Origin of the sequence: Sphaerotilus uruguayifluvii, assembly GCF_013294065.1 — a bacterium.
In the GTDB taxonomy this organism is placed as follows: domain Bacteria; phylum Pseudomonadota; class Gammaproteobacteria; order Burkholderiales; family Burkholderiaceae_C; genus Sphaerotilus; species Sphaerotilus uruguayifluvii.
Map to the genome: position 1 here is coordinate 255,590 of NZ_JABSNM010000004.1, position 20,788 is coordinate 276,377.

14 protein-coding genes and 6 tRNA genes are annotated in these 20,788 nt (G+C 68.0%); 2 read left to right on the top strand and 18 right to left on the bottom strand.

Features of this window, described 5'->3' with window-relative positions; genetic code table 11:
- Positions 1-173: 173 nt before the first annotated feature.
- Positions 174-854: an RlmE family RNA methyltransferase gene (locus HNQ01_RS06695; RefSeq protein WP_173804579.1), complete on the bottom strand. Its 681-nt coding sequence runs from the start codon at positions 852-854 to the stop codon at positions 174-176.
- A gap of 21 nt (positions 855-875) precedes the next feature.
- On the opposite strand from HNQ01_RS06695, the gene HNQ01_RS06700 reads away from it, so the two are divergent.
- Positions 876-1,364: a YhbY family RNA-binding protein gene (locus HNQ01_RS06700; RefSeq protein WP_173804580.1), complete on the top strand. Its 489-nt coding sequence runs from the start codon at positions 876-878 to the stop codon at positions 1,362-1,364.
- 74 nt (positions 1,365-1,438) lie between these two features.
- On the opposite strand, the gene HNQ01_RS06705 is transcribed toward HNQ01_RS06700, so the two are convergent.
- The 17 genes from HNQ01_RS06705 to HNQ01_RS06785 form a co-directional block, all read right to left on the bottom strand.
- On the bottom strand, positions 1,439-1,885 hold the full coding sequence (locus tag HNQ01_RS06705; RefSeq protein ID WP_173804581.1) for a DUF4149 domain-containing protein: 447 nt from the start codon (positions 1,883-1,885) through the stop codon (positions 1,439-1,441).
- 26 nt (positions 1,886-1,911) lie between these two features.
- Positions 1,912-2,388 (bottom strand): transcription elongation factor GreA, encoded by a 477-nt coding sequence (gene greA / locus HNQ01_RS06710; RefSeq protein WP_173804582.1) that lies wholly within the window; start codon positions 2,386-2,388, stop codon positions 1,912-1,914.
- A 117-nt stretch (positions 2,389-2,505) separates the two neighbouring features.
- On the bottom strand, positions 2,506-5,784 hold the full coding sequence (gene carB, locus HNQ01_RS06715) for a carbamoyl-phosphate synthase large subunit (RefSeq protein ID WP_173804583.1): 3,279 nt from the start codon (positions 5,782-5,784) through the stop codon (positions 2,506-2,508).
- Positions 5,777-6,964, bottom strand: a complete 1,188-nt coding sequence (gene carA, locus HNQ01_RS06720) for a glutamine-hydrolyzing carbamoyl-phosphate synthase small subunit (protein ID WP_173804584.1) — start codon at positions 6,962-6,964, stop codon at positions 5,777-5,779. Before carA ends, carB begins: the two co-directional genes overlap by 8 nt.
- Before the next feature lie 248 nt (positions 6,965-7,212).
- Positions 7,213-8,634: a replicative DNA helicase gene (dnaB, locus tag HNQ01_RS06725; protein WP_173804585.1), complete on the bottom strand. Its 1,422-nt coding sequence runs from the start codon at positions 8,632-8,634 to the stop codon at positions 7,213-7,215.
- A 113-nt stretch (positions 8,635-8,747) separates the two neighbouring features.
- A tRNA-Gly gene (locus HNQ01_RS06730) sits at positions 8,748-8,823 on the bottom strand.
- 25 nt (positions 8,824-8,848) lie between these two features.
- A tRNA-Leu gene (locus tag HNQ01_RS06735) sits at positions 8,849-8,937 on the bottom strand.
- Positions 8,938-8,985: 48 nt separating this feature from the next.
- Positions 8,986-9,061 (bottom strand) — tRNA-Gly (locus HNQ01_RS06740).
- Positions 9,062-9,069: 8 nt separating this feature from the next.
- Positions 9,070-9,143, bottom strand: a tRNA-Cys gene (locus tag HNQ01_RS06745).
- A 15-nt stretch (positions 9,144-9,158) separates the two neighbouring features.
- Positions 9,159-9,234 (bottom strand) — tRNA-Gly (locus HNQ01_RS06750).
- A gap of 105 nt (positions 9,235-9,339) precedes the next feature.
- Complete coding sequence (lon, locus tag HNQ01_RS06755) at positions 9,340-11,760, bottom strand: endopeptidase La (RefSeq protein WP_173804586.1); 2,421 nt, start codon at positions 11,758-11,760, stop codon at positions 9,340-9,342.
- Between the two features lie 89 nt (positions 11,761-11,849).
- Positions 11,850-13,130, bottom strand: coding sequence for an ATP-dependent Clp protease ATP-binding subunit ClpX (gene clpX, locus HNQ01_RS06760; protein ID WP_173804587.1), 1,281 nt, complete (start codon positions 13,128-13,130; stop codon positions 11,850-11,852).
- Positions 13,131-13,178: 48 nt separating this feature from the next.
- Positions 13,179-13,787, bottom strand: a complete 609-nt coding sequence (gene clpP, locus HNQ01_RS06765) for an ATP-dependent Clp endopeptidase proteolytic subunit ClpP (protein WP_286180534.1) — start codon at positions 13,785-13,787, stop codon at positions 13,179-13,181.
- Positions 13,788-13,986: 199 nt separating this feature from the next.
- Positions 13,987-15,294 carry a trigger factor gene (gene tig, locus HNQ01_RS06770; protein WP_173804588.1) on the bottom strand — a complete coding sequence of 436 codons (1,308 nt, stop codon included), beginning with the start codon at positions 15,292-15,294 and terminating at the stop codon, positions 13,987-13,989.
- 71 nt (positions 15,295-15,365) lie between these two features.
- Positions 15,366-15,452: transfer RNA gene (locus tag HNQ01_RS06775), tRNA-Leu, on the bottom strand.
- Positions 15,453-15,486: 34 nt separating this feature from the next.
- Positions 15,487-18,624 carry an efflux RND transporter permease subunit gene (locus tag HNQ01_RS06780; RefSeq protein ID WP_173804589.1) on the bottom strand — a complete coding sequence of 1,046 codons (3,138 nt, stop codon included), beginning with the start codon at positions 18,622-18,624 and terminating at the stop codon, positions 15,487-15,489.
- Between the two features lie 39 nt (positions 18,625-18,663).
- Positions 18,664-19,794 carry an efflux RND transporter periplasmic adaptor subunit gene (locus HNQ01_RS06785; protein WP_173804590.1) on the bottom strand — a complete coding sequence of 377 codons (1,131 nt, stop codon included), beginning with the start codon at positions 19,792-19,794 and terminating at the stop codon, positions 18,664-18,666.
- Positions 19,795-19,941: 147 nt separating this feature from the next.
- On the opposite strand from HNQ01_RS06785, the gene hpnC reads away from it, so the two are divergent.
- The gene (hpnC, locus tag HNQ01_RS06790) at positions 19,942-20,769 is read left to right on the top strand and encodes a squalene synthase HpnC (protein ID WP_173804591.1); all 828 of its coding nucleotides are present in this window, start codon (positions 19,942-19,944) and stop codon (positions 20,767-20,769) included.
- Positions 20,770-20,788 lie beyond the last annotated feature (19 nt).

Below are 20,788 nucleotides of genomic sequence, written 5' to 3' on the forward strand. Positions count from 1 at the left end.
TTGCATCCGTCCAGGACAGCCGGACGAGCGCACCAACGCGGTAGATATGGACGATTCTAGTCCAGTCAATCCCCCCCACCCTGACGAATTGACCCGAAGACCTTGTGCCCCGGGGTAAAAGTCATGGACGAGATCGACACGTGATGACGCGGCGATGACGCCGGGGTGCGAATTCACGCCGCGCGGCGCTTCAGACCGATGCCGACCAGGAAGGTCTCGGCCGACTTGTCGCGCGAGGCCTTGGGCTTGCAGGGCTTGACGACGCGGAAATGTTCGCGGAACAGGTCGACCAGCTGGCTGTAGCCGCTGCCGTGGAAGACCTTGCACACCAGCGCGCCCTCGGGCTTGAGGTGCGACTGCGCGAAGTCGATCGCCAGCTCGATCAGGAGCTCGACCCGCGCCGAGTCGGTGACCCCGACCCCCGAGAGGTTCGGCGCCATGTCGGAGACGACCACGTCGACGGGCCGGCCCGCCAGCACGTCCACCAGCTGCTGCAGCACCGCGTCCTCGCGGAAGTCGCCCTGGATGAAGTGCACGCCCTCGATCGGCTCGAAGTCGAGCAGGTCCAGCGCGATGATGGTGCCGTCGAGCGCACCGACGGCCGCACCGCCCACCCCTGCCTCCTTCGGCGCGAAGCGCCGGCGCAGATACTGGCTCCAGGCCCCGGGCGCGGCGCCCAGGTCGACGACGACCTGGCCCGGACGGATCAGGTGGAAGGTCTCGTCGATCTCCTTGAGCTTGTAGGCCGCACGGGAGCGGTAGCCCTCCTTCTGCGCCTGACGCACATAGGGGTCGTTGACGTGCGCGTTCAGCCACGCCTTGTTGATCTTCTTGCTCTTGCTGTCGATCTTCATGCTAGGAACGATAATAGCGGGATGGCTGCCATCCAACTGACCCCGGCCCAGCGCAAGGAACATCGCGCTGCGGCCCATCACCTCGATCCCGTCGTCATGATCGGATCCGAGGGCCTGACCCCTGCCGTCCTCAAGGAGACCGATGCCGCGCTGAAGGCGCACGGACTGATCAAGGTGCGTGTCTTCAGCGACGAACGTGCCACCCGGGAGGCCCTGCTGGTGCAGCTGGCCGACCAGCTCGACGCCGCGCCGATCCAGCACATCGGCAAGCTGCTGGTGCTGTGGCGCCCGCTGCCCGAGAAGGAGCGCGCGGCCGACCGCGGCACCGGCGAGGAACGACGTGCGGCCGCCCCGCGCGTCGTCAAGCTGCTGACCTTCTCGAAGAGCGGCTCGCACCGTGCCCAGGTCAAGAAGGTGACGGTCCTGGGCAACCAGCGCCTGACGACCGGCGGCCTGGTCAAGCGCGCCAAGAAGCGCCCGATCAGCACCAAGAAGCGCCAGCAGGACTGACCTGCCGGCACGCGATCGCGGGCCGTCCCGGCATCCGGCCGGGGCGGCCCGTCTCTTTTCTACCGCGGGCCGGATCAGGCCTGCGTCTCGCCGCCGGCCCGCCAGACCAGCACCAGCAGCAGCACGCCCTTGACCATGAACAGCGTGCTCGAGGCGCCATGCAGCGCGCCGAAGCTGAAGCTGCCCTGGCCGAGCCGCGCGGCCTCCATCATCGGCTGCAGTGCGAAGAAGCCCAGCACGGTGCAGAACAGCGCGCCCAGCACCAGCAGCAGGTTCATCGACATCACCGAGCCTCGGCCCGCGGCCATGCGCAGCGAGGCCAGGCGGCGCTCGACCAGGAACAGCGCCACCGCCAGCCCCAGGCCCGCATGGGCCTCGATGCGGAAGAGCTGACCGGCGATGCGGCCCGCCTCGGTGCGCTCGAGCAGAGCGAACAGCGTCGGCGCGACCGCCGCGCCGAGCGTGGCGACCAGGCCGAGCCACAGCGCGGCCAGCAGCGTACGGATGCGATACAGCAACATCGGCTCTCCTTGCCCGGCCCTGCCGCTCAGCAGTAGCGGACTTCGATGATCTCGTAGTTCTTCAGGCCGCCGGGCGCGTTGACGGTGGCGACGTCGCCGGCTTCCTTGCCGATCAGCGCACGCGCGATCGGCGAGCCCACCGAGATGCGGCCGAACTTGATGTCGGCCTCGTCCTCGCCGACGATCTGGTAGGTCACCGCCTCGCCGGTCTCCTCTTCCTCGAGGTCGACGGTGGCACCGAAGACCACCTTGCCGCCGGCGTTGAGCGCCGCCGGATCGATGACCTGGCCCACCGAAAGCTTGGCCTCGACCTCGAGGATGCGACCCTCGATGAAGCCCTGCTTGTCCTTGGCGGCGTCGTACTCGGCGTTCTCGGACAGGTCGCCCTGGGCGCGGGCCTCGGCGATCGCCTGGATGACCGCCGGACGTTCGACGGTCTTGAGGCGGTGCAGCTCTTCCTTCAGCAGCTCGGCGCCGCGCTTGGTCAGCGGAATCGTGGCCATGGGTGTTCTTCGATCGGTCGGGTATCAACAAAAGCGAACCGCCGCCTGCTTCCTCGCGGAAGGCGCGGCGGCGGCACGGGGCTGCACGGGCGGCAGCCCGCGCAGTTTAGTTCAGTTTCAGCCGAGCTCGGCGTGCAGTTCCTGCAGCGACACGACGCTCAGGCCGTCCTGGTGCTTCAGCGCCTCGGTGGCGGCCTCGCAGCCGGCCATCGTGGTGTAGTAGGTCACCCGGTTGGCCAGGGCCGCGGTGCGGATGTGGCGCGAGTCGGCGATGGCGGTGCGGGTCTCGTCGACGGTGGTGAAGACCAGCTGGATCTCGCCGCCCTTGATCATGTCGACGATGTGCGGACGACCGTCCTTCAGCTTGTTGACCACCTTGACCGGGACGCCGCCGGCGGCGATGGCCGCAGCGGTGCCCTTGGTCGCGACGATGCCGAAGCCGAGCTGGTGCAGGTCGCGCGCCACGCCGACGGCGCGGGCGTGATCGCTGGCCTTGACCGAGATCACCACGTTGCCGCTGCGCGGCAGGCGCGAGCCCGCGCCGAGCTGGCTCTTGAGCATCGCCTCGGCGAAGGTCTTGCCGGTGCCCATGACTTCGCCGGTCGAGCGCATCTCGGGGCTCAGGATCGGGTCGACGCCAGGGAACTTGTTGAACGGGAAGACCGCTTCCTTGACGCTGAAGTACGGCGGCACGATCTCGCGCGGCGCCTCGCCGTTCAGGCCCTTCTGGTCGGCCAGCTTCTGGCCGGCCATGCAGCGCGCGGCGATCTTCGCCAGCGACTGGCCGGTGGCCTTCGAGACGTAGGGCACGGTGCGCGAGGCACGCGGGTTCACTTCCAGCACGTAGACGGTGCAGGCATCGAGCCCGCCGGTCACGTCGCCCTGGATCGCGAACTGCACGTTCATCAGGCCGATCACCTTCAGGGCCTTGGCCATCAGGGCGGTCTGGCGACGCAGCTCGTCCTGCAGCACGGCGCTGAGCGTGTAGGGCGGGAGCGAGCACGCCGAGTCGCCGGAGTGCACGCCGGCCTGCTCGATGTGCTCCATGATGCCGCCGATCATCACGTCGCCGCCGGCGTCGGCGATGCAGTCGACGTCGACCTCGACCGCGTCATCGAGGAAGCGGTCGAGCAGCACCGGCGACTTGTCGGAGACACGCACCGCTTCGCGCATGTAGCGCTCCAGGTCCTTGTCGCCGTGCACGATCTCCATCGCGCGGCCGCCCAGCACATAGCTCGGGCGCACGACCAGCGGGTAGCCGATCTCGTTGGCCAGCGCGATCGCCTCGCTCTCGGCGCGGGCGGTGCGGTTGGGCGGCTGCTTCAGGCCGAGCTCGTTGAGCAGCTTCTGGAAGCGCTCGCGGTCCTCGGCGATGTCGATCGAGTCGGGCGTCGTGCCGATGATGGGCACGCCGTTGGCCTCGAGGTCGAGCGCCAGCTTCAGCGGGGTCTGGCCGCCGTACTGCACGATCACGCCGACGGGACGCTCCTTGTCGACGATCTCCAGCACGTCTTCCAGCGTCACCGGCTCGAAGTACAGGCGGTCGGAGGTGTCGTAGTCGGTCGAGACCGTCTCGGGATTGCAGTTGACCATGATGGTCTCGTAGCCGTCCTCGCGCATGGCGAGAGCGGCGTGGACGCAGCAGTAGTCGAACTCGATGCCCTGGCCGATGCGGTTCGGACCACCGCCCAGCACCATGATCTTCTTCTTGTCGGTCGGCTCGGCCTCGCACTCGCCGTCCAGACCCTCGTAGCAGGAGTACAGGTAGGCGGTCTGCGTGGCGAACTCGGCCGCGCAGGTGTCGACGCGCTTGTAGACCGGGCGCACGCCCAGGGCCTGGCGCGCGCGGCGCACGTCATGCTGGTTCGAGCCCAGCAGCTTGCCCAGACGCTTGTCCGAGAAGCCCTTCTTCTTCAGGAAGCGCAGCTCGGCGGCCGACAGGCTCTCGAGGGTGCGGCCCTTCAGCTGGGTCTCGGTCTGGATGATCTGCTCGATCTGCGCCAGGAACCACGGGTCGATCGCGGTTTCCTCGAAGATCTCGTCGAGCGTCATGCCCAGACGGAAGGCGTCGCCGACGAACAGGATGCGCTCGGGGCCGGGCTCGCCGATCTCCTCGATGATCTCGTCGCGGTCGGTGGAGCGCTCGGTCAGGCCGTCGATGCCGGTCTCCAGACCGCGCAGCGCCTTCTGGAACGACTCCTGGAAGGTGCGGCCCATGGCCATCACCTCGCCCACCGACTTCATCTGCGTCGTCAGGTGCGCATCGGCCGCCGGGAACTTCTCGAAGGCGAAGCGCGGGATCTTGGTGACGACGTAGTCGATCGACGGCTCGAAGGACGCCGGGGTCGCGCCACCGGTGATGTCGTTCTTCAGCTCGTCGAGCGTGTAGCCCACCGCCAGCTTCGCGGCGATCTTGGCGATCGGGAAGCCCGTGGCCTTGGAGGCCAGCGCGGAGGAGCGCGACACGCGCGGGTTCATCTCGATGACCACCATGCGCCCGTCGCGCGGGTTGATCGAGAACTGCACGTTCGAGCCGCCGGTGTCCACGCCGATCTCGCGCAGGATCGCGATCGAGGCGTTGCGCAGCAGTTGGTACTCGCGGTCGGTCAGGGTCTGGGCCGGGGCCACGGTGATCGAGTCACCGGTGTGGATGCCCATCGGGTCCAGGTTCTCGATCGAGCAGACGATGATGCAGTTGTCCGCGCGGTCGCGGACCACCTCCATCTCGTACTCCTTCCAACCGATCAGCGACTCTTCGATGAGCAGCTCGTTGGTCGGGGAGAGGTCGATGCCGCGCTTGCAGATCTCCTCGAACTCTTCCGGGTTGTAGGCGATGCCACCGCCCGTGCCGCCGAGCGTGAAGCTGGGGCGGATCACCATCGGGAAGCCGCTGCCGCCGATCTCGGCCTGGATGGCCTTCTGCACCGCCCAGGCTTCTTCCATCGAGTGCGCGATGCCCGACTTCGCCGAGCCCAGACCGATCTTGGTCATCGCGTCCTTGAACTTCAGGCGGTCCTCGGCCTTCTCGATGGCGTGCTCGTTGGCGCCGATCATCTCGACGCCGTACTTCGCCAACACGCCGTGCTTGTGCAGGTCGAGCGCGCAGTTCAGCGCGGTCTGGCCGCCCATGGTCGGCAGCACCGCATCCGGGCGCTCCTTGGCGATGATCTTCTCGACCACCTGCCAGGTGATGGGCTCGATGTAGGTGACGTCGGCCGTGGCCGGGTCGGTCATGATCGTCGCGGGGTTCGAGTTGACCAGGATGACCTTGTAGCCTTCCTCGCGCAGGGCCTTGCAGGCCTGGGCGCCGGAATAGTCGAACTCGCAAGCCTGGCCGATGATGATCGGGCCGGCGCCGATGATGAGAATGGATTTCAGGTCGCTGCGCTTAGGCATTCTTCTTCTCCGCTTGCTTGTCGTTCATCAGCGCAGTGAAGCGGTCGAACAGGTAGGCGATGTCGTGCGGGCCGGGCGAGGCTTCCGGATGGCCCTGGAAGCAGAAGGCCGGCCGGTCGGTGCGGGCCAGGCCCTGCAGCGTGCCGTCGAACAGGCTCACATGCGTCGGGCGCAGGTTGGCCGGCAGCGTCTCGGCATCGACCGCGAAGCCGTGGTTCTGGCTGGTGATCGACACGCGGCCGTTGTCCAGGTCCTTGACCGGATGGTTGCCGCCGTGGTGGCCGAACTTCATCTTGAAGGTCTTCGCCCCCGAGGCCAGCGCCATGATCTGGTGACCCAGGCAGATGCCGAAGGTCGGAATGCCGGTCTCGATCAGCTCCTTGGCGGCCGTGATCGCGTAGTCGCAGGGCTCCGGGTCGCCGGGGCCGTTCGACAGGAAGATGCCGTCCGGGTTCAGGGCCAGCGCCTCGGCCGCCGGGGTCTTGGCCGGCACGACGGTGACCTTGCAGCCCCGCTCGGCCAGCATGCGCAGGATGTTGCGCTTGACGCCGAAGTCGTAGGCCACGACATGGAAGCGCGGCTCGGTCTGCGCGCCGAAGCCGGGGCCGCCGGCCTCGGTGCTCAGGCGCCACTCGGTCTCGGTCCACACCTCGGTGGCGGCGCGGGTCACGACCTGGGCCAGATCCTGGCCCGCCATGCTCGGCGCCGAGCGCGCCAGCGCGACCGCCTCGTCGATCATGGCCTGCGTCACGACGGTGTCAGCCGTGAACGACATGATGCAGCCGTTCTGCGCGCCCTTCGTGCGCAGCACGCGCGTCAGGCGACGGGTGTCGATGTCGGCGATGGCCACCGTGCCCTCGCGGACCAGGTACTCGGTCAGCGTCAGGGTCTGGCGGAAATTGGAAGCGCGGACAGGCAGATCCTTGATGATCAGACCGGCGGCATGGACTTTCGAGGCCTCGACATCCTGCTCGTTGACACCATAGTTGCCGATGTGCGGATACGTGAGGGTCACGATCTGCCGGCAGTAGCTGGGGTCAGTGAGGATTTCCTGATAGCCGGTGATCGAGGTGTTGAACACCACTTCACCGACCGTGTGACCGGCAGCGCCGATCGAGGTGCCATGAAAGACCGTGCCGTCTGCGAGGGCGAGAATGGCGGGAGGCAGGACGGGCAGCACGGGAACTCCGATGTGGGCAAGCCCAGCGCGGCATCGGAGCTCGGCGGTCAACCAGATCGTCCACGAGACCGGCACATGCCGGATCCGGGGGGTTGACGCCGCGATGGCGCTGGGCTGCGTTGTTGGCGGACAAACCTGAGGATTATAGCCGGGTCGGGGTTTACCCGGCCAGCCCCCGCACTGCTCGGAAACCAGAAGACGCACGCGACGGCGAGCACCCTGCCGGGACTGTCCCGGACTGGATCAGTTCAGTACTCGTCGCCGTAGCTGCCCGGCGCCAGGTTCTCGAACTTGGTCAGCGGCTTCATGAACGCCAGCTTGACCGTGCCGACCGGGCCGTTGCGCTGCTTGCCGATGATGATCTCGGCCACGCCCGGCTCCTTCGACTCCTTGTTGTAGTACTCGTCGCGGTAGATGAACATGATGACGTCGGCATCCTGCTCGATGGCGCCCGACTCGCGCAGGTCGGACATCATCGGCCGCTTGTCGGTGCGGGTCTCGACCGAACGGTTGAGCTGCGACAGCGCGATCACCGGGCAGTGCAGCTCCTTGGCCAGCGCCTTCAGACCGCGCGAGATCTCGGAGATCTCGGTCGCACGGTTCTCGCCGCTGCTCGAGGCCGAGCCGCTCATCAGCTGCAGATAGTCGATGACGATCAGTCCGAGCTGCCCGAACTGACGAGCCTGGCGCCGCGCGCGCGCGCGCACCTCGCCCGGCGTGAGCGCCGGCGTCTCATCGATGAACAGGCTCACGCCGTGCAGCAGGTCGAGCACCTCCGACAGCCGCCCCCACTCGTCGTCGGTCAGCGCGCCGGTGCGCAGATGCTGCTGGTCGATGCGCCCGAGCGAGCCCACCATCCGCAGCGCCAGCTGCGACGCGCCCATTTCCATCGAGAACACGACGACCGGCTTGCGCTCCTTCACCGCCACGTGTTCGGCGATGTTGAGCGCAAAGGCGGTCTTGCCCATCGACGGCCGCGCCGCCAGGATGATCAGGTCGCCGCCCTGCAGGCCGGCCGTCATCCGGTCGAGATCGATGAAGCCGCTGGCCACGCCGGTCACGTCGCCGGCGCCGCTGTCGGCCAGCTCCTGCACCCGGTCGATCAGCTGCACGACCAGGTTGTCGAGCGACTGGAAGCCCTGCTTGTTGCGCGAGCCCTCCTCGCCGATCTTGAAGATCTTGGCCTCGGCCTCGTCGAGAATGGCCGAGACGGCCGCACCCTGCGGATTGAGCGCGCGCGTGGCGATCTCGTCGCTGGTCTCGACCAGGCGGCGCAGGATGGCGCGCTCGCGCACGATCTCGGCATAGCGACGCAGATTGGAGGCGCCCGGCACGCTGTTGGCCAGCGCGTTCAGGTAGGCCAGCCCGCCGACCTCGTCGGCCTTGCCCAGGCTCTGCAGCTGCTCGAAGACGGTGATCACGTCGGCCGGCCGGCTCGCGCTGATCAGCGTCATGATCGCGGTGTAGATCAGCCGGTGCTCGTAGCGATAGAAGTCCGCCTCGGTCAGCACGTCGCCGGCACGGTCGGACGCGCTGTTGTCGAGCAGCAGCCCGCCGAGCACGCTCTGCTCGGCCTCGATCGAGTGCGGCGGCACGCGCAGGCGCGCGATCTCGTCATCGCCACCGCGGGGACCGGCGGCCGGGGAATATCCGGGGAACTGGGAAGACATGGCGCAATGATAGGCAGCACCGCCCGGCCCTGGCACAAGCAGGCGGCAGCTCGGGCCTCAGGGAATGTCAGGACGAAAAAAAAGAGTCGTCCGGTGGACGACTCTTTTCTTGTTGGAGCGGGAAACGAGGCTCGAACTCGCGACCTCAACCTTGGCAAGGTTGCGCTCTACCAACTGAGCTATTCCCGCGTAACTGGCAATGACTTGTCGAAACTGGTGCCCGGGACGGGAATCGAACCCGTACGCCCCTTTCGAGGCGGCGGATTTTAAGTCCGCAGTGTCTACCAATTTCACCACCCGGGCCCGAAGCGAGAACCTTGATTCTTCATCTTCTGACACCAGACGAAATTCTGGAGCGGGAAACGAGGCTCGAACTCGCGACCTCAACCTTGGCAAGGTTGCGCTCTACCAACTGAGCTATTCCCGCATCGACTCTGGAGGCGCGGGGCGGAGTCGAACCGCCCTGGACGGATTTGCAATCCGCTGCATAACCGCTTTGCTACCGCGCCACCGACATCAGGATCTGGAGCGGGAAACGAGGCTCGAACTCGCGACCTCAACCTTGGCAAGGTTGCGCTCTACCAACTGAGCTATTCCCGCTTTGCTTCCGACACTTGCTGCGCTGATTTGGTTGTCTGCGCTGCGTCGAGAACGTAAGTATAGAACACTATTTTCTCGACGCGCAAGCGTTTTGGCCGTTTTTTTTCAGTGCTTCGTCGCACCCTCGATGACGGGCGCCACGGTCGGCTCGGCCTTCGGAGCTTCGGCCTTGACCTCTTCCTCGGGCAGCGGCTCGGGCAGGCGCTCGAGCGCGACCTCGAGAACACGGTCGAACCACTTCACCGGAATGATCTCGAGCTGGCTCTTGACGTTTTCCGGGATGTCCTGGAGGTCCTTGGCGTTGTCCTCGGGAATCAGCACCGTCTTGATGCCGCCGCGGTGGGCCGCGAGCAGCTTCTCCTTCAGGCCGCCGATCTCGGTGACTTCGCCGCGCAGCGTGATCTCGCCGGTCATCGCCACATCGGCCCGCACCGGAATGCCGGTGAGCGCCGACACGAAGACGGTGGCCATCGCCGCGCCCGCGCTCGGGCCGTCCTTGGGCGTGGCGCCGTCGGGCACGTGGATGTGGATGTCGCGCTTCTCGAACAGCTCGTCCTTGATGCCCAGGCGAGCGGCACGGCTGCGCACCACGGTGCGCGCGGCCTCGACCGACTCCTTCATCACGTCACCGAGCGAGCCGGTGCGCAGGATGCCGCCCTTGCCGTTCATCACCGCGGCCTCGATGGTCAGCAGGTCGCCACCCACCTCGGTCCAGGCCAGTCCGTTGACCTGGCCGACCTGGTTCTCCTTCTCGGCCTCGCCGTAGCTGTACTTGCGCACGCCCAGGAAGTCGTTGAGGTTCTCGGCCGTCACGACGACCTGACCCTCGTACTTCTTCAGCGACAGGCCCTTGACCACCTTGCGGCAGATCTTGGAGACCTCGCGCTCGAGCGAACGCACGCCGGCTTCGCGGGTGTAGTAGCGGATCACCGCGCGGATGGCGTCCTCGGTGACCTCCATCTCGCTGTCCTTGACGCCGTTGTTCTCGCGCTGCTTGGGCAGCAGGTAGCGCTGGGCGATCGAGACCTTCTCGTCCTCGGTGTAGCCCGACAGGCGGATCACCTCCATGCGGTCGAGCAGGGCCGGCGGAATGTTCATCGAGTTCGAGGTCGCGATGAACATCACGTCCGACAGGTCGAAGTCGACCTCGACGTAGTGGTCGGAGAAGGTGTGGTTCTGCTCCGGATCCAGCACCTCGAGCAGCGCCGACGACGGGTCGCCGCGGAAGTCCATGCCCAGCTTGTCGATCTCGTCGAGCAGGAACAGCGGATTGCGCACGCCGACCTTGGTCAGCGACTGCAGCACCTTGCCCGGCATCGAGCCGATGTAGGTGCGGCGGTGGCCGCGGATCTCGGCCTCGTCGCGCACGCCGCCCAGCGCCATGCGGACGAACTTGCGGCCGGTGGCACGCGCCACCGACTGCCCCAGCGAGGTCTTGCCCACGCCCGGGGGGCCGACCAGGCACAGGATCGGCGCCTTGACCTTGTCGACGCGCTGCTGCACCGCGAGGTACTCGAGGATGCGTTCCTTGACCTTGTCGAGACCGAAGTGGTCCTCGTCGAGCACCTCCTCGGCCAGCGGCAGGTCGTGCTTGACCTTGCTCTTCTTCGCCCACGGCAGGTTGACCAGCGTGTCGATGAAGTTGCGCACGACGGTGGCCTCGGCCGACATCGGCGACATCAGCTTGAGCTTCTTGAGCTCGCTCTCGGCCTTCTTGCGCGCCTCCTTCGACATGCGCGCGGCGGCGATCTTCTTCTCGAGCTCCTCGAGATCGGCGCCCTCCTCGCCCTCGCCGAGCTCCTTCTGGATGGCCTTGACCTGCTCGTTGAGGTAGTACTCGCGCTGGCTCTTCTCCATCTGGCGCTTGACGCGGCCGCGGATGCGCTTCTCGACCTGGAGGATGTCGACCTCGTGCTCAAGCAGCTCGAGCAGCTTCTCGAGGCGCTTGTCGACCGGCACCATGTCGAGCACGAGCTGCTTGTTCTCGAGCTTGAGCGGCAGGTGCGCGGCGATGGTGTCGGCCAGCCGGCCTGCGTCGTCGATGCCGGCGATCGAGGTCAGGATCTCCGGCGGGATCTTCTTGTTGAGCTTGACGTACTGGTCGAACTGCTGGGTGACCGCGCGGCGCAGCGCCTCGATCTCGGGCGTGCCGACATCGGGCACCGGCACCGGCGTCACCACCGCGGTGAAGTGCTCGCCGCCGTCGTCGATCGAGACGGTGGTGGCGCGCTGCAGGCCCTCGACCAGCACCTTCACGGTGCCGTCGGGCAGCTTCAGCATCTGCAGGATGCTGGAGACGCAGCCGGTCTCGAACATGTCGTCGGGCTTGGGCTCGTCCTTGCCGGCAGCCTTCTGGGCCACCAGCATGATCTGGCGGCCGGCTTCCATCGCCGCCTCGAGCGCCTTGATCGACTTCGGCCGCCCCACGAACAGCGGGATGACCATGTGCGGAAAGACCACGACATCGCGCAGCGGCAGCAGCGGCAGCGTGATGGGGTCGGAGGGAAGGATGGGATGGCCTGACATCAGAACCTCTCTTTCTGCAGTCCCATCTGGGACCGCGGCGCCGGTTTGCAAGGGCGTTCAGGCCGCCTGCGCACCGGCGGGGGGACCACTCAGGCGCTGGCCTTGGCCTGCTCGCGATAGACGAGCAGCGGCTTGGTGCCGTCCTCGATGGTGTGCTCGTCGACGACGACCTTGGCGACGCCGTCGAAGGTCGGCAGATCGAACATCGTGTCCATCAGCGCCTGCTCCATGATCGAGCGCAGGCCGCGCGCGCCGGTCTTGCGCTTGAGGGCCTTGCGCGAGATCGCCGACAGCGCCGACGAGCGCACTTCCAGCTCGACGCCGTCCATGCCGAACAGCTTCTGGTACTGCTTGACCAGCGCGTTCTTCGGCTCGGTCAGGATCTGCACCAGCGCGTCCTCGGTCAGCTCGCCCAGCGTGGCGATCACCGGCAGGCGGCCGACCAGCTCGGGAATCAGGCCGAACTTGACCAGGTCCTCGGGCTCGATCTGGCGGAAGACGTCGGTGATGCTGCGCTCCTGCTTGCTCTTGACCGAGGCGCCGAAGCCGATGCCCGACTTCTCGGAGCGGTTGGCGATGACCTTCTCGAGGCCGTCGAACGCGCCGCCGCAGATGAACAGGATGTTGGTCGTGTCGATCTGCAGGAAGTCCTGGTTCGGGTGCTTGCGTCCGCCCTGCGGCGGCACCGACGCCATCGTGCCCTCGACGAGCTTGAGCAGCGCCTGCTGCACGCCCTCGCCGGAGACGTCGCGCGTGATCGACGGGTTGTCGGCCTTGCGGCTGATCTTGTCGATCTCGTCGATGTAGACGATGCCGCGCTGCGCCCGCTCGACCTCGTAGTTGCAGTTCTGCAGCAGCTTCTGGATGATGTTCTCGACGTCCTCGCCGACGTAGCCGGCCTCGGTGAGCGTCGTGGCATCGGCGATCACGAAGGGCACGTTGAGCAGGCGCGCCAGCGTCTGCGCCAGCAGCGTCTTGCCCGAGCCGGTCGGGCCGATCAGCAGGATGTTGCTCTTGGTCAGCTCGACGTCGTCGGACTTCGTCTTGCCGCCCATGTGCTTCAGGCGCTTGTAGTGGTTGTAGACCGCCACCGACAGCGTGCGCTTGGCCTGATCCTGGCCGATCACGTACTGGTCGAGGATCGACTTGATCTCGGCGGGCACCGGCAGGTCGTCACGACCGGCCTTGGTGCCGGCCGGCGCGTCGGCTCCCGGGGCCTCGTCGCGGATGATGTCGTTGCACAGTTCGATGCACTCGTCGCAGATGAACACCGACGGACCGGCGATCAGCTTCTTGACCTCGTGCTGGCTCTTGCCGCAGAACGAGCAGTACAGCGTCTTTTCGCCGGGGGAGCCTTTTTTGTCGGGCATGGGATGCGGCCTCGAGTCGAAGAAAAGGAAATGCCTGCCGCGAAGGTATCAGGCGCGCTTGCTGATGACCTGGTCGATCAGGCCGTAGGTCTGCGCCTCGGCGGCGGACATGTAGTAGTCGCGCTCGGTGTCGTTCTGGATCTTCTCGAGCGGCTGGCCGGTGCGCTCGGCGAGGATGCGGTTGAGCTGCTCGCGCGTCTTCAGGATCTCGCGGGCATGGATCTCGATGTCGGTGGCCTGACCCTGCGCGCCGCCGAGCGGCTGGTGGATCATGATCTTCGAGTTCGGCAGCGCGAAGCGCTTGCCCGGCGCGCCCGCCGACAGCAGGAAGGCGCCCATGCTGGCGGCCATGCCCATGCACAGCGTCGAGACCTGCGGCTTGATGAACTGCATCGTGTCGAAGATCGACATGCCGGCCGAGACGCTGCCGCCGGGCGAGTTGATGTAGAGCGAGATGTCCTTGTCGGGGTTCTCGCTCTCGAGGAACAGCAGCTGGGCGACGACGAGGTTGGCGGTCTGGTCGTTGACCGGGCCGACCAGGAAGATCACCCGCTCGCGCAGCAGGCGCGAGTAGATGTCATAGGAGCGCTCGCCGCGTCCGGACTGTTCGATGACGATGGGCACCATGCCCAGATTCTGCGTGTCGATTGCGCTCATTGCGGACCCTTGATGAATTCACCTTGTCTCGCACGATGCATCGCCAGCCGGGAGGGGCCGCGACGATCGCGACGAACCCGATTATGGGGGTTTGCGTTATTCAACACCCGGAACGGGTGTGCCGATCATGTGACAAGGGGCGCCTTAGGCGCCCCTTGTGATCGTTTCACCGACGAAAAACGTCGGCTTCAGGCGCGTCTCAGGCGCCCATCAGCTCGTCGAAGGCCAGGGCCTTGTCGGTGACCTTGGCCTTGCCCAGCACGAAGTCGGTGACGTTGGCCTCGATGACCACCGCCTCGACCTCGGCCATGCGCTGCTGGTCGCCCATGTACCAGGCGATGACGTCCTGCGGACGCTCGTAGCTCTGCGCCATCTCCTCGATGTGGGCGCGCAGCTGCTCCGGCGTGGCCGACAGCGAGTTCGCGCGCACCAGCTCGGCCAGCGACAGGCCCAGGCGCACGCGGCGCTCGGCCTGCGCGGTGAACATCTCGGCCGGGATCGGGGCCTTGTCGGCGTCCTTGATGCCGCGCTGCTTCAGGTCGGCGCGGGCATTGGCCACCAGGCGCTCGACTTCCGCATCGACCAGTGCCTTGGGCAGGTCGAAGGAGACGGCCTTCTCGATGGCGTCCATGACGGCCTGCTTGTTGCGGGCGGCGATGCGGAACTTGACCTCGCGCTCGAGGTTCTTGCGGATGTCGGCGCGCAGGCCCTCGACGCCGCCTTCGGAGATGCCCAGCGACTCGGCGAACGCGTCATCGACGACCGGCAGGTTCTGCTGCTCGATCTTCTTCAGCGTGACCAGGAAGTCGGCTTCCTTGCCCGCCACGTCCGAGCCGTGGTAGTCGTCGGGGAACTTCAGCGGGAAGGTCTTGGACTCGCCCGCCTTCATGCCGCGCACGGCCTTCTCGAAGGCTTCCAGCATGCGGCCTTCGCCGAGCAGGAACTGGAAGTCCTCGGCCTTGCCGCCCTCGAAGCGCTCGCCGTCGATCGAGCCGTCGAAGTCGATGGTGACGCGGTCGCCGTCGGTGGCTTCCTCGCCGGCGGCGCGCTCGGTGAAGGTGCGGCGCTGCTTGCGCAGGATCTCGAGCGTGCGGTCGATCGCGGCGTCATCGACCTCGGCGCTGGCGCGCTCGATCTCGACTTCGGCCAGATCGCCGACGACGACGTCCGGATAGACCTCGAAGACCGCGTCGAACTGGACCTGGCCGTCGGTCGTGCCTTCCTTCTCGGAGATGCGCGGCGCGCCGGCCACGCGGACCTGGGCCTCGCCGGCGGCCTGCGCGAAGGCGGCGCCGACCTTGTCGTTCATCACCTCGTACTGGACCGAGTAGCCGTAGCGCTGCGCCACGACGTTCATCGGCACCTTGCCCGGGCGGAAGCCGTCGGCCTTGACCGTGCGGGCCAGTTTCTTCAGGCGGGTCTCGACCTCGTTCCTGATCTCCTCTGCCGACAGGGTCAGGGTGATGCGGCGCTCGAGCTTGTCGAGGGTCTCCACGGTAACAGCCATGTTCTGAAGCTCTACAGTTGCTTGAATTCAGGAGGGACGTCCGGCGCAGGAAACCGGAAGACGTCTGCATGTGGTGCGCGGGGCCGGACTCGAACCGGCACGCCCGTGAAGGCGTCAGGACCTAAACCTGGTGCGTCTACCAATTTCGCCACCCGCGCGGCCTGCACCGGATTTCCCGGAAAGCGCGACATTCTAGCCGAGTCGCGCGTCGCCCCGTCCGACGCGGAACCAGGCGGCATACATCGCCGGCAGCGCCAGCAGCGTCAGCGCCGTCGCCACGACCAGGCCGCCCATGATCGCCACCGCCATCGGGCCCCAGAAGACGCTGCGCGACAGCGGGATCATCGCCAGCACCGCGGCGGCGGCGGTCAGCACGATCGGGCGGAAGCGCCGCACCGCCGACTCGATCACCGCGTCGCGGTCGTTCGCGCCGGCCTCGCGGTCCTGCTCGATCTGGTCGATCAGGATCACCGAGTTGCGCTGGATCATGCCCATCAGCGCGATCACGCCCAGCAGCGCGACGAAGCCGAAGGGCCGGTCGAGCAGCAGCAGCGCGCCGGCCACGCCGGCGATGCCCATCGGGCCGGTCAGGAAGACCAGCATCGCGCGCTTGAAGCTCTGCAGCTGCAGCATCAGCAGCGTGAAGGTCAGGAAGAGCATGACCGGCACGCCCTTGGCGATCGAGCCCTGGCCCTTGCTGCTCTCGGCCACCGCGCCGGCGACTTGGATGTCGTAGCCCGGCGGCAGGTCGGCGCGCAGCTTGTCCAGCGCCGGCCAGATCTCGGCCGTCACGGTGGCGCCCTGCATGCCGTCGGGCACGTCGCCCTGCACGGTCACCGCGTACTTGCGGCCCTCGCGCCACATCACGCCCGGCTCCCAGACATGGCCGATGCGCGCGATCTGCACCAGCGGCACCGGACGGCCCGAGGTGGTCGGCACATAGGCGTTGCCCAGGTCGGTGATCGCGTCGCGCTCGGACAGCGGCTGGCGCATGACGATGTCGATCAGCTTGTCGCCCTCGCGGTACTGGCCCACCGGCGTGCCGCTGAGCAGCATGCGCGTGGCCTGCGCGATCGACTGGCTCGAGACGCCCAGCGCCCGCGCCTTGTCCTGGTCGATCTCCAGGCGCAGCACCTTGACCTTCTCGTTCCAGTTGTCGTTGACCCCGATGAGGTGCGGGCTCGCCTGCAGCACCGCGCGCGCCTTGTCGCCCCATTCGCGCACGATCTGCGGATCGTCGCCGACGACGCGGAACTGCACCGGATAGGGCACCGGCGGCCCGTTGGGCAGCAGCTTGACGCGGCCGCGTGCCTCCGGGAACTCGGCCGCCAGGATCTCGGGCAGGCGCCGGCGCAGCGCCTCGCGCGAGGCCAGGTCCTTCGGCAGCACGATGGTCTGGCTGACGTTGGTCTGCGGGAAGATCTGGTCCAGCGGCAGGTAGAAGCGCGGCACGCCCGAGCCGACCCAGCTGGTCACGCTCTCGACGCCGGCCTCGCCCTTCAGGCGCGCCTGCAGCCGCTCGACCAGCCGGTCGCTCTCGCGGATCGTCGAGCCCTCGGGCAGCCAGAGGTCGACCAGGATCTCCGGCCGGCTCGAGTCCGGGAAGAACTGCTGCTGCACCCGGCCCATGCCGGCCAGGCCGAGCACGAACACGCCGACGGTCAGCCCGATCGTGATCCAGCGGTGGTCCACGCACCAGCCCACCAGCCGGCGAAAGCGCGCGTAGAACGGCGTGTCGAACAGCTCGTGCGCCTGGCCCTCGGCATGCGGGCGCACCTTCAGCAGCCGCGCGCCCAGATAGGGCACGAAATACACCGACACCACCCACGAGATCAGCAGCGCCGCCGAGGTGACGGCGAAGATCGCGAAGGTGTACTCGCCCACCGTCGACTGCGCCAGGCCGATCGGCAGGAAGCCCACCGCGGTGATCAGCGTGCCGGTGAGCATCGGCATCGAGGTGGCGTCGTAGGCGTAGGTCGCGGCGTAGAGGCGGTCGTGGCCCTCCTCGAGCTTTCTGACCATCATCTCGACGGCGATGATCGCGTCGTCGACCAGCAGGCCCAGCGCGATGATCAGCGAGCCCAGCGAGATCTTGTGCAGCCCGACGCCCCAGTAGTACATCGTCACGAAGGTGATCGACAGCACCAGCGGGATGGTGATGGCCACCACCAGGCCGGGCCAGATGTCGATGCGCAGCGGCCGCGTGTGCAGGCCCAGGCTGATGAAGCTCACCGCCAGCACCACGACGATGGCCTCGACCAGCACATGCACGAACTCGCCCACCGAGCGCTCGACGGCCACCGGCTGGTCCTGCACCTGCGCCAGCTCGATGCCGGCGGGCAGGTCCTGGCGGATGCGCCCGACGCGCTCCTGCAGCGCCTGGCCCAGCGCGATGATGTCGCCGCCCTTGGCCATCGACACGCCCAGCGCGATCACCTCGCGGCCCTGGTGGCGCACCTTGACCGCCGGCGGATCGATGTAGTCGCGCCGGATGGTGGCGACCTCGCCCAGCCGGGTCATGCTGGCCACGCCGGTGGCCGGGTTGACCACGCGCAGCGGCAGCTGGCGCAGCGCCTCGATCGATCCGAACTGGCCGCCCACGCGCACCTGCAGGTTCTGGCTGCCCGCGTCGAGCACGCCGGCGTTCTCGACCGCGTTCTGCGCGCCGATCTGCGCGATCACCGCGTTCAGGTCCAGGCCGAGCTGGGCCAGACGCTGGCCGGAGAGCTCGATGAACACCTTCTCGGCCTGCGCGCCGAAGACCTCCACCTTGGCGACGTCCTTGACCTGCAGCAGCTCCGAGCGGGTGCGGTCGGCGAACTCGCGCAGCTCCTCGCGGCTGAAGCCGTCGGCCGACAGCGCGAAGATCGAGCCGTAGACATCGCCGAACTCGTCGTTGAAGAAGGGCCCCAGCACGCCGGCGGGCAGCGTCGCGCGCATGTCGCCGATCTTCTTGCGCGTCTGGTACCAGGTCTGCTGGACCTCCTTCGGCGGCGAGTCGTCCTTGATCTGGAAGATGGTCACCGACTCGCCCGGCTTGGTGTACGAGCGGATGATGTCGGCGTGCGGCACCTCCTGCAGCGTCTTCTCGATCTTGTCCGTCACCTGGTCGGCCATCTGCTGCGCGGTGGCGCCCGGCCAGTAGGCCTGCACGACCATGGCGCGGAAGGTGAACGGCGGATCCTCGTCCTGGCCGAGCTGGAAGTACGCGGCCACGCCGAGCGCCATCAGCACGATCATCAGGTAGCGCGTCAGCGCCGGATGCTCGAGCGCCCAGCGCGAGATGTTGAAGCCGGAATGGCGGACGATGTCGTGGGTGTGGACCTTCATGGGGGGCCTTTCGCTGCGGCGTCGGCGATCAGTCGGCGGTCAGCGCGAGGCGGCCCGCGCCGGCTCGACATAGCGGCGCACCTTCTGGCCCGGCGTCAGCACATGCACGCCCGCGCCCACCACCTCCTGCCCGGGCTGCAGGCCCTCTGCCACCAGCACCTGGTTGCCGTCGGCGCCGCTGACGCGCACCGGCTGCGGCCGCACCGTCATCGCCTGCGCATCGAGCACCCAGACGACGCTGCGACCGCCCTGCTCGGCCACCGCCGCCAGCGGCAGGCGGATCTGGCCGTCGCGGCGCGGCCGCTCCATCGCGACCGTCGCGGTGCGGCCCAGGCGCAGCGCGGCGGTGCCGACGTCGGCCTTGGCCACGAAGGTGCGCGTGCTCGCGTCGGCCGCGGCGGCCAGCTCGCGCAGCGTCGCCGGCAGCGTCTCGCCGTCGCCGCCCCACAGCCTCACCTGCAGCGCGCCGGCGCGGTCCATCAGCGCGCGCAGCTCGGCGACCCGGTCCTCCGGCACGCTGAAGACCACGTCACGCGGCCCGTCCAGCGCGACACGCACGATCGGCGTGCCCGCGGCCACCACCGCGCCCGGCTCGGCCTCGACCGCGGTGACCACGCCCGCGCCTTCCGCCACCAGCCGGGTGTACTGCGCCTGGTTGCCCTGCACGCCGGCCTGCGCGCGCGCCTGGTCGAGCGTGGCCTGCGCGGCCTTCAGCGCGGTCTCGCGCCGCTCCAGCTCGGCATCGCCGATGAAACCCTGCGCATGCAGCTCGCGATAGCGCTTCAGGTCCGCGCCGGTCTGCTCGGCCTGCACCTGCGCGGCGCGCAGCGCGGCGGCCGCCGCCTCCTGCCCCAGCTTCAGGTCCGCCGGATCGAGCTGCGCGATCAGCTGGCCCGGCCGGACCGTGTCGCCCAGGTCGACCTCGCGGCGCACCAGCTTGCCGCCGACGCGGAAGGACAGCCGCGTCTCGGTGCGCGCCTTCACCTCGCCGGAGAACTCCTGCACCGCCGCGACGCTGCCGCTCTCGACCTTCAGCGTGCGCACCGCCTTGACCGGCTCGGGCGCGCTTTCCTTCTTCGCGCAGCCGGACAGACCCAGCGCCAGACCCAGCACGAGACTCGACAGGACGGCCGGCCGGCCACCGGGAAGGACGAAGGGGCGAGAGGACATGCGCAGGCTCCGGGGAAGGCGGATGGAAGCGGGGGATTCTGAACTGACTGACTGGTCAGTAATGTAGGAGAGCACGCCGAGCGGTGTCAAACCGCGCGCAGGCCCGCGGAGATAATCGGGCCTCCACGCCCTTGCGCCCCCTCAGGCATGTCCGTCGACCACTACGAGAACTTTCCCGTCGCCTCGGTGCTGTGCCCGCCGGCGCTGCGCCCGGCGGTCATCGCGATCTACGGCTTCGCGCGCACCGCCGACGACCTCGCCGACGAGGGCGACGCCACGCCCGAGCAGCGCGCCACCGATCTGGCCGCCTACCGCGAGGACCTGCGCCGCGTCGCGCACGGCCAGGATCCCTCGCCGCGCTGGGGCGCGGTCTTCCGGCCGCTGATGCCGGTCTTCCGGCGCCACCATCTGCCGCTGCCGCTGCTCGAAGCGCTGCTCGACGCCTTCGAGCAGGACCTGCACCAGAGCCGCTATGCCGACCGCGGCGAGCTGCTGCGCTACTGCGAGCGCTCGGCCAACCCGGTCGGGCGGCTGCTGCTGCACCTGTACGGCGTGCGCGACGACGCCTCGCTCACCCAGTCGGACGCGATCTGCACGGCGCTGCAGCTCATCAACTTCTGGCAGGACCTCAGCCGCGACCTGCCGCGCGACCGCCTCTACGTCCCGCTGGCCGACTGCGCGCGCTACCACGTCACGGTCGAGGCGCTGATGGCGCAGCGCGACACCGAGGCCACCCGCGCCCTCGTCGCCGACGAGGTGGCCTGGGCGCGCCGGCTGATGCTCGACGGCGCGCCGCTGGCCACGCGGCTGCCCGGACGCACCGGCTGGGAGCTGCGGCTGGTCGTGCAGGGCGGCCTGCGCATCCTCGACAAGATCGAGGCGATGCGCTGCGGCACGCTGGCGGCGCGGCCGCGGATCGGGGCGTGGGATGCGCCGCGGCTGCTGTGGCGGGCGGCGCGGATGCGGGTGACCTGAGCCAAGCACAGCGCCCGGT